The 12,746-nt window shown below is 60.3% G+C and carries 13 protein-coding genes; 8 read left to right on the top strand and 5 right to left on the bottom strand.

Going from position 1 to position 12,746, the window contains the following annotated elements; all coding sequences use genetic code 11:
• Window positions 1–128: 128 nt before the first annotated feature.
• Complete coding sequence (locus PSH94_RS01625; protein WP_305435191.1) at window positions 129–1,547, bottom strand: IS1182-like element ISPfl3 family transposase; 1,419 nt, start codon at window positions 1,545–1,547, stop codon at window positions 129–131.
• Between the two features lie 240 nt (window positions 1,548–1,787).
• On the opposite strand from PSH94_RS01625, the gene PSH94_RS01620 reads away from it, so the two are divergent.
• The 4 genes from PSH94_RS01620 to ntrC all read left to right on the top strand — a co-directional run bounded on the left by PSH94_RS01620 (window position 1,788) and on the right by ntrC (window position 5,662).
• Window positions 1,788–2,333: a chorismate mutase gene (locus tag PSH94_RS01620; RefSeq protein ID WP_305436235.1), complete on the top strand. Its 546-nt coding sequence runs from the start codon at window positions 1,788–1,790 to the stop codon at window positions 2,331–2,333.
• Between the two features lie 94 nt (window positions 2,334–2,427).
• Window positions 2,428–2,853, top strand: a complete 426-nt coding sequence (locus tag PSH94_RS01615; protein ID WP_305436233.1) for a cupin domain-containing protein — start codon at window positions 2,428–2,430, stop codon at window positions 2,851–2,853.
• Window positions 2,854–3,143: 290 nt separating this feature from the next.
• On the top strand, window positions 3,144–4,229 hold the full coding sequence (gene glnL, locus PSH94_RS01610) for a nitrogen regulation protein NR(II) (protein ID WP_181080290.1): 1,086 nt from the start codon (window positions 3,144–3,146) through the stop codon (window positions 4,227–4,229).
• Entirely contained in the window at window positions 4,226–5,662 is a 1,437-nt protein-coding gene (gene ntrC / locus PSH94_RS01605; RefSeq protein ID WP_181080289.1) for a nitrogen regulation protein NR(I), read from the top strand. The genes glnL and ntrC overlap by 4 nt, the downstream gene beginning before the upstream one ends.
• Before the next feature lie 375 nt (window positions 5,663–6,037).
• Here ntrC and PSH94_RS01600 read toward each other — a convergent pair whose 3' ends face one another.
• Entirely contained in the window at window positions 6,038–6,478 is a 441-nt protein-coding gene (locus PSH94_RS01600; RefSeq protein ID WP_305436231.1) for a hypothetical protein, read from the bottom strand.
• Here PSH94_RS01600 and PSH94_RS01595 point away from each other — a divergent pair.
• Window positions 6,477–6,932, top strand: a complete 456-nt coding sequence (locus tag PSH94_RS01595; RefSeq protein ID WP_305436230.1) for a tRNA (cytidine(34)-2'-O)-methyltransferase — start codon at window positions 6,477–6,479, stop codon at window positions 6,930–6,932. The genes PSH94_RS01600 and PSH94_RS01595 overlap by 2 nt on opposite strands.
• 114 nt (window positions 6,933–7,046) lie before the next feature.
• On the opposite strand, the gene secB is transcribed toward PSH94_RS01595, so the two are convergent.
• Genes secB through PSH94_RS01580 form a run of 3 tightly spaced genes read right to left on the bottom strand, consistent with a single transcriptional unit; the run spans window position 7,047 to window position 8,237 of the window.
• Entirely contained in the window at window positions 7,047–7,526 is a 480-nt protein-coding gene (secB, locus tag PSH94_RS01590; protein WP_181080286.1) for a protein-export chaperone SecB, read from the bottom strand.
• A gap of 41 nt (window positions 7,527–7,567) precedes the next feature.
• A complete protein-coding gene (gene grxC / locus PSH94_RS01585; RefSeq protein WP_181080285.1) occupies window positions 7,568–7,822 on the bottom strand; it encodes a glutaredoxin 3 in 255 nt (84 codons plus the stop codon).
• 1 nt (window position 7,823) lies between these two features.
• Window positions 7,824–8,237 carry a rhodanese-like domain-containing protein gene (locus PSH94_RS01580; protein ID WP_078731164.1) on the bottom strand — a complete coding sequence of 138 codons (414 nt, stop codon included), beginning with the start codon at window positions 8,235–8,237 and terminating at the stop codon, window positions 7,824–7,826.
• Window positions 8,238–8,387: 150 nt separating this feature from the next.
• Between PSH94_RS01580 and gpmI the strand changes: the two genes are divergently transcribed.
• The 3 genes from gpmI (at window position 8,388) to PSH94_RS01565 (ending at window position 12,745) form a co-directional block, all read left to right on the top strand.
• Window positions 8,388–9,914, top strand: coding sequence for a 2,3-bisphosphoglycerate-independent phosphoglycerate mutase (gpmI, locus tag PSH94_RS01575; RefSeq protein ID WP_305436229.1), 1,527 nt, complete (start codon window positions 8,388–8,390; stop codon window positions 9,912–9,914).
• A gap of 187 nt (window positions 9,915–10,101) precedes the next feature.
• Window positions 10,102–11,397 carry a murein hydrolase activator EnvC gene (locus PSH94_RS01570; RefSeq protein ID WP_305436227.1) on the top strand — a complete coding sequence of 432 codons (1,296 nt, stop codon included), beginning with the start codon at window positions 10,102–10,104 and terminating at the stop codon, window positions 11,395–11,397.
• Between the two features lie 31 nt (window positions 11,398–11,428).
• Window positions 11,429–12,745, top strand: a complete 1,317-nt coding sequence (locus tag PSH94_RS01565; protein WP_181080282.1) for a S41 family peptidase — start codon at window positions 11,429–11,431, stop codon at window positions 12,743–12,745.
• Window position 12,746: the final 1 nt, after the last annotated feature.

The following is a 12,746-nucleotide window of genomic DNA, read 5'->3' as shown; positions in this document are numbered from 1 at the left end:
GTAGCGCTGCTTGACGCAGCGTGATGAAAAAGGCCTCCTTCGCAGACTGTGTGAAAACACACTGACAGGCCTTAGACCAAACGCCCCGACTTGTTCGGGGCGTTTGTTTTTGTGCTGAAAAAGGCTCTTCAGTCCATCAGTTGCATCATTTTCTTGGCTCCCAAGACACTGATCGCCCGCTTGAAGTTGTACGCGGTCACGGCCAGGGCCATTTCAGCTTTCGCCCCTTCAAGTTGTCGTAGCAAGAACCGCCCGTTCCCAAATAGCCATTGTTTGAGATTGCCAAACGGGTGCTCCACGATGGATCTGCGTCGCTCCATCATCTCTGGATGCAGTTGCATCCGCTGTGCCATACGCTCAAAGGCTTCCTCTTGTGCGTGACGTGAGACATAGCGGCGCTGAGCTTTTGTACATTGGGCTTTCAGCGCACATCCAGCGCAGTCGCTGACTGCCGCCTGGTAGATCCGGTCGCCTTTGCAACGCTGCTTCAGGGTTAGCCATTGACCTGCCGGGCACTGGTATCGATCCTGTTCAGCGTCATAGGTAAAGTCCTGGCGCTCGAATAATGTCTCTCCGCCTGGGTTCGAAGTTCGGTTTGGCGGCACGTACACGGTAATGGAGGCATCCTCGCACGCCTGGAATTGCTGGCCATTTGAGTAGCCCATATCGGCTGTCACGGTCAGCGTGTCCTGCCCCAGTTCGGCCTTGGCAGCTTTAGCTATGGGTTCAAGCTGTTTGCGGTCGTCACCATCTTGCGTCACCTCATGGTGCAAAATCAGACAGTGCTCTGCGTCCACGGCTGTTTGCACGTTATAGGCAACACGAGCCCCCTTTGGCGTGCGCATCATTCGGGCATCGCTTTCGTGCGTGTTGAATTGCTCCAGCCCCATCGACTTCATCAAAGCTTGGCAACTACGGTTGTCTTGCTGCTTGGCCTCAAGCTTCGCCAGTGCCGCCTTGATCGCAGTGCGATCGACCACTTGCTCGCCCTCTGCTTTATCAACGGCATCCAGGTCAGCCAGGTATTGGGCGATCCGTTTATCCAGCTTCTCCTCCTGACGCTTGAGCTGATTCAAATTCAGGTGGCGTCGCGAGGAAGCGACTGCCTGAAACTTACTGCCATCGATCGCAACCAGATCGCCCGCAATCAAGCCGACGGATCGGCAGAACTGCACAAAAGCTCGGCACGTCGTAACGAACGCTACTTTGTTGTTCTTGCGAAAGTCGGCGATGGTCTTGAAGTCGGGTTTAAGCCGGTTGATCAACCACATCACTTCGATGTTGCGTTGGCACTCAGCTTCTAGGCGCCGCGACGATCGAATGCGCTGAAAATAGCCATAGAGATAGAGCTTGAGCTGATCGGCGGGGTCGTAAGCTGGGCGCCCAGTGGCCTTGGGCTGAGCCTTCTCAAAACCGAGCTGGCCCAGATCGAGCTTGGTGACATACAGGTCGATGACCCGTACGAGGTGATCTTCAGGGATCAGTTCCTCCAGCGAGACCGGGAACAGGCTGGTCTGGCTGCGGGACTCGCCTTGTATGTAGGCCATAACGAAAAATGCTCCGTATCTTTCGATACGGAGCATTCTCTTAAAGGGCCGGACAGATTGCTAGGTTTTCACACAGTCTGTTCGGGAGGTCTTTTTTTGCCCGCGGATTAAACAGCTCCGTATCTGCAAACCCAATCAGGTGGGAGGGCGCTTGCTCCCGATAGCGGTGGATCAGCTGATACAGGTGCTGACTGACACGCTGCTATCGGGGTTTAGCCCCCTGCCACAAGGAGAACAGCCTTGAAACGTCGACTTGTGTTCGCTTTGTTATTTGTCAGCGCCAGTGCATTCGCTGCACCGCCCAGCCTGGAACCTTTACTCAACAGCATCACCGAACGCCTGACCATCGCCGACCAGGTCGCCCTGAGCAAATGGGACAGCAAAAAGCCGGTTGAGGATAAACAGCGTGAACAGGACGTGCTCGCCAGCGTCGCAGCCCAGGCACCCAGCTACAAACTCGACCCCGCCGTTGCCGAGCAGTTTTTCGCCGCGCAGATCGAGGCCAACAAACTCGTGCAATACATGCGCCTGTCCGACTGGCAGTTCATGGGCAAGGCCCCGGACCTGCCACGCCCGGACTTGGTGGGTAAAATCCGCCCGCAGTTGGATCAGCTGCAAAAACGCCTCTTGCAGCAATTAGCCGACTTCGCCCCAGAGCGCCACAACCCGCAATGCCCTCAATGGGTGGCCATGGCAATTCACGAGCCGCTGCACGAGCCCTTGATGCAGATAGCGGGAGCCCGCGCCACTGGCGAGCTTTGCCTCCAGGCACCCGTCAGCAAATAAATACGTGGACTACCTCATCCTAGGCAGTTTCCGGCATCTTCCGACTGGAGGCTCACCCTAGCCTGACGGGTCATTCACCACACAGGATGGCCCCATGAAATCCCTCCGCGGCTTGATCGCTGCAGCCGCGTGCCTGTCCGCGCTCGGCTGCACCACTTCACAACCGAATACGACCCCCATCAAAACCGAGTTACTGCTGCAAAGCAGCGAGTCATGGGATGGCACGCCTTACACGGCTTACCCTTCGGGCGTCCCACAGCTGACCCTGATACGCCTCAAAATCCCGGCCAATACCCAATTGCCGTGGCACACCCATCCCATTCCCAACGCGGCGTATATCCTCTCCGGCGAATTGCTGGTCGAAGCCCGTAAGAGCGGCGCCACCCGCACATTGCGCCAAGGCGATACGCTGGCCGAAATGGTGGACATCGAGCATCGCGGCAGTACCGGCGACACGCCGGTCGAACTGCTGGTGTTCTATGCCGGCAGCCCCGGTATACCGCTTTCTCGAACCCACTGACCGTTGTACGCAGCGCAGGATCGTTTACCCCAAACGACCCTGCCTTCACGCTTGCTGAACAAACGTCATCAATTCGCACTATATTGGTGCGACAAGCTGCACCCTACTCACCTCATCAGCCCAATTTGGTTCGAAACTTCACGGCAAAGCTGGCAGAACGCCATAGTTGCGCGCCAAAAACCCCTATTTCAGGGCCTGCGCGCTTCTTTTCGGAGCCTTGGTTTGGTTTTTGCATTTTCTTGGTATCAGCGTGTGCCTCAAGCCCGCGCCTTGCTCCAAAAGAGGTCCTGATGACCATCAGCGATGCACTGCACCGTTTGCTACTCGATAACCTGACCACCGCGACCATCCTGCTCAACGACGATCTGCGTCTGGAGTACATGAACCCGGCGGCGGAGATGCTCCTGGCCATCAGCGGCCAGCGCAGCCATGGCCAGTTCATCAGCGAATTGTTCACCGAGTCGGCCGAGGCCTTGAGTTCGTTGCGCCAGGCGGTTGAACAGGCGCATCCCTTCACCAAGCGCGAAGCGATGCTCACCGCCCTTACCGGCCAGACCCTCACCGTCGACTACGCCGTAACCCCGATCCTGAGCAACGGCGCCACCCTGCTGCTGCTTGAAGTACACCCCCGCGATCGCCTGCTGCGCATTACCAAAGAGGAAGCTCAGCTGTCCAAGCAGGAAACCAGCAAGATGCTGGTGCGCGGCCTGGCCCACGAGATCAAGAACCCCCTCGGCGGTATCCGTGGCGCGGCACAGCTGCTGGCCCGCGAGTTGCCGGACGAGAACCTCAAGGACTACACCAACGTCATCATCGAAGAAGCCGACCGCCTGCGTAACCTGGTGGATCGCATGCTCGGCTCCAACAAGTTGCCGTCGCTGGCGCTGACCAACGTGCACGAGGTGCTCGAACGCGTCTGCCAACTGGTGGAGGCCGAAAGCCAAGGCTGCATTACCTTGGTGCGCGACTACGACCCCAGCATCCCCGACGTGTTGATCGACCGCGAGCAGATGATCCAGGCGGTGCTCAATATCGTGCGCAACGCCATGCAGGCCATCAGCAGCCAGAACGAGCTGCGCCTGGGTCGCATCAGCCTGCGCACCCGCGCCCTGCGCCAGTTCACCATCGGCCATGTGCGCCACCGCCTGGTGACCAAGGTCGAGATCATCGACAACGGCCCGGGCATTCCCGCGGAACTGCAGGAAACAATCTTCTTTCCCATGGTCAGCGGCCGCCCGGACGGTACCGGGCTGGGCCTGGCCATTACCCAGAACATCATCAGCCAGCATCAGGGCTTGATCGAATGTGAGAGCCATCCCGGCCACACCACGTTCTCGATCTTTCTGCCACTGGAACAAGGAGCCCCATCGACATGAGCCGTAGTGAAACTGTGTGGATCGTCGATGACGACCGTTCTATCCGCTGGGTCCTGGAGAAAGCCTTGCAACAGGAAGGCATGACCACCCAGAGTTTCGACAGCGCCGACGGCGTGATGAGCCGCCTGGCACGCCAGCAGCCGGACGTGATCATCTCCGACATCCGCATGCCCGGCGCCAGTGGCCTGGACCTGCTGGCGCGGATTCGCGAGCAGCATCCGCGCCTGCCGGTGATCATCATGACCGCGCACTCGGACCTGGACAGCGCTGTCGCCTCCTATCAGGGCGGCGCCTTTGAGTACCTGCCCAAGCCTTTCGATGTGGACGAGGCCGTGGCGCTGGTCAAGCGCGCCAACCAGCACGCCCAGGAGCAGCAGAATCAGGAAGCGCCACCGACTCTGACCCGCACCCCGGAAATCATCGGCGAAGCGCCGGCGATGCAGGAAGTGTTTCGCGCTATCGGGCGTCTGAGCCATTCCAACATCACCGTGTTGATCAACGGCGAGTCGGGTACCGGTAAAGAGTTGGTGGCCCACGCCCTGCACCGCCACAGCCCGCGGGCGGCATCGCCGTTTATCGCGCTGAACATGGCGGCGATCCCCAAGGATCTGATGGAGTCCGAGCTGTTCGGCCATGAGAAAGGCGCCTTCACCGGCGCGGCCAACCTGCGTCGCGGGCGCTTTGAACAGGCCGACGGCGGCACGCTGTTCCTCGACGAAATCGGCGACATGCCGGCCGACACTCAGACCCGCTTGCTGCGCGTACTGGCCGATGGCGAGTTTTACCGCGTCGGCGGGCACACCCCGGTGAAGGTCGATGTGCGCATCATCGCCGCCACCCACCAGAACCTGGAAACCCTGGTGCACGCGGGCAAATTCCGTGAAGACTTGTTCCACCGTCTCAACGTGATCCGCATCCATATCCCACGCATGTCGGACCGCCGCGAAGATATCCCGACCCTCGCCCGCCACTTCCTCAGCCGCGCTGCCCTTGAACTGGCTGTCGAGCCGAAGGTGCTCAAAAGCGAAACCGAGGAATACCTGAAGAACCTGCCATGGCCGGGTAACGTACGCCAGCTGGAGAACACCTGCCGCTGGATCACGGTGATGGCGTCCGGGCGCGAAGTGCACATCAGCGACTTGCCGCCGGAGCTGCTGAGCCTGCCGCAGGATTCGGCACCAGTGACCAACTGGGAACAGGCCTTGCGCCAATGGGCCGACCAGGCCCTGGCACGCGGTCAGTCGAACCTGCTGGACAGCGCTGTACCGGCATTCGAGCGGATCATGATCGAGACCGCACTGAAGCACACCGCCGGCCGCCGTCGCGATGCCGCTGTGTTGCTGGGTTGGGGTCGTAATACCCTGACGCGCAAGATCAAGGAACTGGGCATGAAGGTGGATGGTGGGGATGACGATGAGGGCGACGACGCCTGATCTCCAATCTACCTAGGTTTAATGTGGGAAGGGCTCCCACATTTGGACCTTCATAAAGCTTCAAGAGCATGCACCGCTTCAATGCACCATGAACCGGCATCGAGCATGGATCCAAGGCCTGAAACCTCAGAGGCGCTGAGAAAAAACTGAACCCCGAAAACAGCAAGGCCCCGTATCCCGGGGCCTTGCGCGTTCTGAAGAAGTTTTTTGGCACAACTTAGCCACTCTGGCACGCGCCCTGCAATAACTCTTGTATTACCCAGTTTCGGGGACCTTGGTACAGGCAGGCCGAGAATCCCCTCTTTAATATCGAAGCCTTCGCGGCTTCACCCCGTTTTGGGAGCCCTGGTACAGGCAGGCCGGGAACTCCCTCTTTTATTGCCCTTGGAGATGGACCTCCAGCCGCCAGCGGTCATCGACCTCCTCGCCTTTCCACTCCCCACGCAACGGCCGCGCCGCGACCAGGTTCAGCAGCAAGCCGCCGTCGGTCTTGCGGATGCGCCAATTCACATCCCTGTCGTTGACCTTGACTTGCCCACTGGCAGCCTTGCCCTGGGCGTCAAACAACAACGCCAGCGTACCGTCGATGTGTTCGCCATGCAGTTTGGGTTCACTGTTGAACCACAGTACAACGCCGTCCGCCGCCGTCTCTACCTGCTGCAATTCAACCGGGCCGGGAATGGTCAAGCGGCCGATCATCAGGCCGATCATCAGGCCGACAATCGCCAACGAGCCCATGACCTTCGGCAATAGCTTCGGTCTTGGGTCCTCTTCGAGGGTAGAATGCAGCCCATCTTTGCCTTCGGAGCCGTGCATGTTTCACGTCATCCTTTTTCAACCAGAAATTCCGCCGAACACCGGCAACGTTATCAGGCTGTGCGCCAACAGTGGCTGCCACCTGCACCTGATCGAGCCGCTGGGCTTCGACATGGACGACAAACGCCTGCGCCGCGCCGGCCTCGATTATCACGAGTACGCAACCCTCAAGCGTCATGCCGACCTCGCCAGTTGCCTGGAAAGCCTAGGCCAGCCGCGCTTGTTCGCGTTCACCACCAAAGGCTCGCGGCCGTTCCACGATGCCAACTTTGCCGAAGGCGATGCCTTCCTGTTCGGCCCTGAAAGCCGGGGACTGCCCGCCGACGTACTTGACGCACTGCCCGATGGCCATCGCCTGCGCCTGCCGATGCGCGAGGGTTGCCGCAGCCTGAACCTGTCGAACACCGTCGCCGTAGCCGTCTACGAGGGCTGGCGCCAGCTCGGTTTCAAGTAATACACAAACAAATATGGGAGGGGGCTTGCCCCCCGATAGTGGTAGGTCAGTCACCTGGATGACGACTGAAACTCCGCTATCGAGGGCAAGCCCCCTCCCACATTGGGTTCGCGCTTACTGAACCGTCGACGAACCTTCCTGTTGCATACGCTGCAGCTCTTGAGCGTACAGGGCATCGAAGTTCACCGGAGCCAGCATCAGCGCAGGGAACGAGCCACGGGTGACCAGGCTGTCCAGGGTCTCGCGGGCATACGGGAACAGGATGTTCGGGCAGAACGCGCCGAGGGTGTGGCTCATGGACGCTTCGTCCAGGCCCTGGATCAGGAAGATGCCGGCCTGTTGAACTTCAGCGATAAAGGCCACTTCTTCGCCGTTCTTGACGGTAACCGACAGGGTCAGCACCACTTCGTGGAAGTCGCCTTCCAGGGATTTCTGGCGGGTGTTGAGGTCCAGTGCAACGCTGGGGGACCATTCCTGGCGGAAGATTGCCGGGCTTTTCGGCGCTTCGAACGACAGGTCGCGCACATAGATGCGTTGCAGCGAGAATTGCGGGCCTTGGGCTTCTGCTGCTTCAGTGTTCTGTTGATCAGTCATCGCAGATCCTTCTTTATCTTGGGGTCTTTAAGGGTTGGGAGTCAGGCGTCCAGCAACGCATCGAGCTTACCGGCGCGCTCCAGGGCAAACAGATCATCGCAGCCACCAACATGCCGGCTACCGATCCAGATCTGCGGCACGGACGTACGCCCCGCTTTCTGGGCCATCTCGGCACGCACCTGGGGTTTGCCGTCGACCTTGATCTCTTCGAAAGCAACGCCCTTCTTCTCGAGCAAGGCCTTGGCCCGCATGCAGTAAGGGCACCAATCGCTGGAATACACGATGACCTGGCTCATATCACTTCACCAGCGGCAGATTATCGGCGCGCCAGCTGCTGATACCGCCCGACAGCTTGGCAGCGGTGAAACCAGTCTTGAGCATCTCGCGGGCGTGGGTGCCGGCGTGCTGGCCCTGGGCATCGACCAGAATGATGGTCTTGGCCTTGTGCTTTTCCAGCTCGGGCAGGCGTGCGATCAGCTTGTCCTGCGGAATGTTCAGGGCGCCGACGATATGGCCGGTGGCGAAATCCTTGGCGGGGCGGATATCCACCACGATGGCTTCATCCTTGTTGACCAGCGCGGTCAGTTCCGATGTGCTCAGGCTGCGGCCACCACGGCTCATTTCATGAGCGATCAGCAGCGCCAGCAGAATGACAAAGGCACCCACGAGCAGATAGTGGGCAGTGGCAAATGCAATCAGGTGATCAACCATCAAGGAGGTTCCAGGGCGTTAAAATGGCGGTAAGTATACACAGCCGCCAGGGGGGGCCAACCCCCGTAAAGCGGTGACGTGGTCGGAACTTCGCTTTAAACTGCCACTCCCTTTTCCATTGTCTTCCTTATTAACGCCGCGAGAGGATCTATGACTACCACGCCTAAACCTTTGGTCCTGATAATTCTCGATGGCTTCGGACACAGTGAAAGCCACCACGACAACGCCGTATACGCGGCCGACAAGCCCGTACTGGATCGCCTGACCGCCACTGTGCCCAACGGCCTGATCTCCGGCTCGGGCATGGACGTGGGCCTGCCGGACGGCCAGATGGGCAACTCGGAAGTCGGCCATATGAATCTGGGCGCCGGACGAGTGGTCTATCAGGACTTTACCCGCGTGACCAAAGCGATCCGCGATGGCGAGTTCTTCGAAAACCCAACCATCTGCGCGGCGGTAGATAAAGCAGTCGCTGCGGGCAAGGCCGTGCACTTCATGGGCCTGCTGTCCGATGGCGGCGTGCACAGTCACCAGGATCATCTGGTCGCCATGGCAGAACTGGCGTTCAAGCGCGGCGCCGACAAGATTTACCTGCATGCCTTCCTTGATGGCCGCGACACGCCGCCCAAAAGCGCACAATCGTCTATCGAGCTGTTGGATGCCACCTTTGCCGCCTTGGGCAAGGGCCGCATCGCCAGCCTGGTGGGCCGCTACTTCGCCATGGACCGCGACAATCGCTGGGATCGCGTGTCCCAGGCCTACAACCTGATTGTCGACGGCCAGGCCGAATTCCACGCCGCCACCGCCCAGGAAGGCCTGGAAGCTGCCTATGCGCGGGGCGAGAGCGATGAGTTCGTCAAAGCCACCACCATCGGCGAGCCGGTGAAAGTCGAAGACGGCGACGCCGTGGTGTTCATGAACTTCCGCGCCGACCGCGCCCGCGAGCTGAGCCACGTATTCGTCGACGCCGGCTTCAAAGACTTCGAGCGCGCGCGCCAGCCGAAAGTCGAGTTCGTGATGCTCACCCAATACGCCGCGAACATCCCGGCGCCGTCGGCTTTCGCCCCCGGCAGCCTGGAAAACGTACTGGGTGATTACCTGGCGAAAAACGGCAAGACCCAGCTGCGTATCGCTGAAACCGAGAAATACGCCCACGTGACCTTCTTCTTCTCCGGCGGCCGCGAAGAGCCGTTTCCCGGCGAAGAACGTATCCTGATCCCATCGCCGAAAGTCGCCACCTACGACCTGCAGCCGGAAATGAGCGCGCCGGAAGTCACCGACAAAATCGTCGACGCCATCGAACACCAGCGCTACGACGTGATCGTGGTCAACTACGCCAATGGCGACATGGTCGGCCACAGCGGCAATCTCAAGGCCGCCACCCAGGCCGTCGAATGCCTGGACCGGTGCGTCGGCCGCATTGTCGACGCCCTGGAAAACGTCGGCGGCGAAGCGCTGATCACGGCCGACCACGGCAACTGCGAGCAGATGTCCGACGAATCCACCGGTCAGGCCCACACGGCCCACACCACCGAGCCGGTGCCGTTCATCTATGTGGGCAAGCGCGATTTCAAAGTGCGTGAGGGCGGCGTGCTGGCGGACGTGGCACCGACCATGTTGATGCTGATGGGGTTGGAGAAGCCCAAAGAGATGACTGGCACCTCAATCCTGGTCTGATCCAAACAACCGTGTGGGAGAGGCTTGCCCTCTCCCACATTGGATCTGCGGTGTTTGGTAGATATCTTTTTGCCATACCACCGCCACTCGGCGCCTAACTTGTCCGCGAGCCCGAATTGGGCGTTTTTTTTGCAGCGCTTGGCGGGCATACTAGGCCGTCCCTTTCCCCCTGGTGTCGCCCGCCTCTATGCTTCGCGCCTTGATTACCCTTGCTCTTGTCTGCCTGCTCCAACCGGTGTTTGCCGACGAGCGCGCACAAACCCAACAACAGTTGGACGCTACGCGTCAGGACATTGCCGAGTTGAAGAAACTGCTCGGCAAGCTCCAGGAAGAAAAATCCGGAGTGCAGAAAGACCTGCGCGGTACGGAAACCGAAATGGGCAAGCTGGAGAAGCAAGTCCAGGAGTTGCAAAAAGAACTAAAGAAGAGCGAGTCGGAACTGGAGCGACTCGACGCTGAGAAAAAAAAACTCCAGAGCGCACGCGTTGAACAGCAACGCCTGATCGCGATCCAGGCCCGCGCCGCCTACCAGAGCGGCCGCCAGGAATACTTAAAGCTGCTGCTCAACCAGCAGAACCCGGAAAAATTCGCGCGCACCCTGACCTACTACGATTACCTGAGCAAGGCCCGCCTGGAGCAATTGAAAAGCTTCAACGAGACCCTGCGCCAGTTGGCCAATGTGGAACAGGAGATCACTAACCAGCAGTCGCAGCTGGAAGACCAGAAGAGCAGCCTGGACGCCCAGCGCAACGAACTGGACAAGGTTCGCAAGGAACGCCAGTTGGCCTTGGCCAAGCTCAATGACGATGTAAAGGCACGCGATGCCAAGCTGCAGGCCCGTGAACAGGACCAGGCCGACCTGGCGAAAGTACTCAAGACCATCGAAGAAACCCTGGCCCGCCAGGCGCGTGAGGCCGAAGAAGCACGGCAGAAAGCGCTGATCGCCCAGCAGGAAGCGGAAAAAAAGCGCCAGCGCGAGGCCGAGCTGGCCGCCACCTCGGATGCGCCGGCGCCGCGTAAACCGGCGCACGCGGCTCCCGGCCCGCTGGTTTCCAGCGCCGGGGAATCCTTCGGCGGGCCATTTGCTTCGGCACGCGGCAAACTTCCATGGCCGGTTGATGGTCGATTACTGGCACGCTTCGGAGAAACCCGCGGCGACGACACCCGCGCCAAGTGGGATGGTGTAATGATCAGCGCCGCTGCCGGCAGCCAGGTCCACGCCGTCCACGGTGGCCGCGTAGTGTTTGCCGATTGGCTGCGCGGGGCCGGCTTATTGGTGATTCTCGACCACGGGAATGGCTATTTGAGCCTTTACGGCCACAATCAGACATTACTCAAGTCGGCAGGTGATGTTGTAAAAGCCGGTGAATCCATCTCCACTGTCGGTAACAGTGGCGGCCAGGACACCCCGGCGTTGTACTTCGCTATTCGTCAGCAGGGTCGCCCAAGCGATCCCGCACAATGGTGCAGAACCCAAGGATAAGGGTCGCATCTACATTAGGAGTTCGTTCGACATGCTGCATTTGTCCCGCCTCACTTCGCTGGCCCTGACGATCGCCCTGGTGATCGGCGCGCCTCTGGCTTTTGCCGACCAGGCCGCTCCGGCCGCACCCGCCGCCACGGCCGCGACCACCAAGGCGCCGTTGCCGCTGGAAGAGCTGCGCACCTTTGCCGAGGTCATGGACCGCATCAAGGCAGCCTATGTCGAACCCGTAGACGACAAGACTCTGCTGGAAAATGCCATCAAGGGCATGCTCAGCAACCTCGACCCGCACTCCGCGTACCTCGGGCCGGAAGATTTCGCCGAGCTGCAGGAAAGCACCAGCGGTGAGTTCGGCGGCCTGGGCATTGAAGTCGGCGCCGAAGACGGCAACATCAAGGTCGTCTCGCCGATCGACGACACCCCGGCCTCCAAGGCCGGCATCCAGGCCGGCGACTTTATCGTCAAGATCAACGGCCAGCCGACCCGCGGCCAGACCATGACCGAAGCCGTCGACAAGATGCGCGGCAAGATCGGCCAGAAAATCACCCTGACCCTGGTGCGCGACGGCGGCAACCCGTTCGACGTGACGCTGACTCGCGCAACCATCACGGTCAAGAGCGTGAAGAGCCAGTTGCTGGAGTCGGGCTACGGCTATATCCGCATCACGCAGTTCCAGGTCAAGACCGGCGACGAAGTGGCCAAGGCCCTGGCCAAGCTGCGCAAGGACAACGGCAAGAAGCTCAGCGGTATTGTGCTCGACCTGCGCAACAACCCGGGCGGCGTGCTGCAGTCGGCGGTGGAAGTGGTCGACCATTTCATCACCAAGGGCCTGATCGTCTACACCAAGGGCCGCATCGCCAATTCCGAGCTGCGCTTCTCGGCCACCGGCAACGACCTCAGCGAGAACGTGCCGTTGGCCGTGCTGATCAACGGCGGCAGCGCCTCGGCCTCGGAAATCGTCGCCGGTGCCCTGCAGGACCAGAAGCGTGGCGTGCTGATGGGCACCACCAGTTTCGGCAAAGGTTCGGTACAGACCGTGTTGCCGCTGAACAACGAGCGCGCTCTGAAGATCACCACGGCGCTGTACTACACGCCGAACGGGCGTTCGATCCAGGCTCAGGGCATCGTGCCGGACATCGAAGTACGCAAGGCCAGGATCACCAACGAGATCGACAGCGAGTACTACAAAGAGGCCGACCTGCAAGGTCACCTGGGCAATGGCAACGGCGGCGCCGACCAGCCGACCGGCAGCGGCGCCAAAGCCAAGCCGATGCCGCAGGACGACGATTACCAACTGGCCCAGGCGTTGAGCCTGCTCAAGGGCTTGAGCATCACGCGCAGCCGTTGAT

The sequence above is a fragment of the Pseudomonas sp. FP2254 genome (genome assembly GCF_030687695.1).
GTDB lineage: Bacteria > Pseudomonadota > Gammaproteobacteria > Pseudomonadales > Pseudomonadaceae > Aquipseudomonas > Aquipseudomonas quebecensis.
Note: the sequence above shows the minus strand (reverse complement) of the source record. Positions and strands in the feature narration are given on the sequence as shown.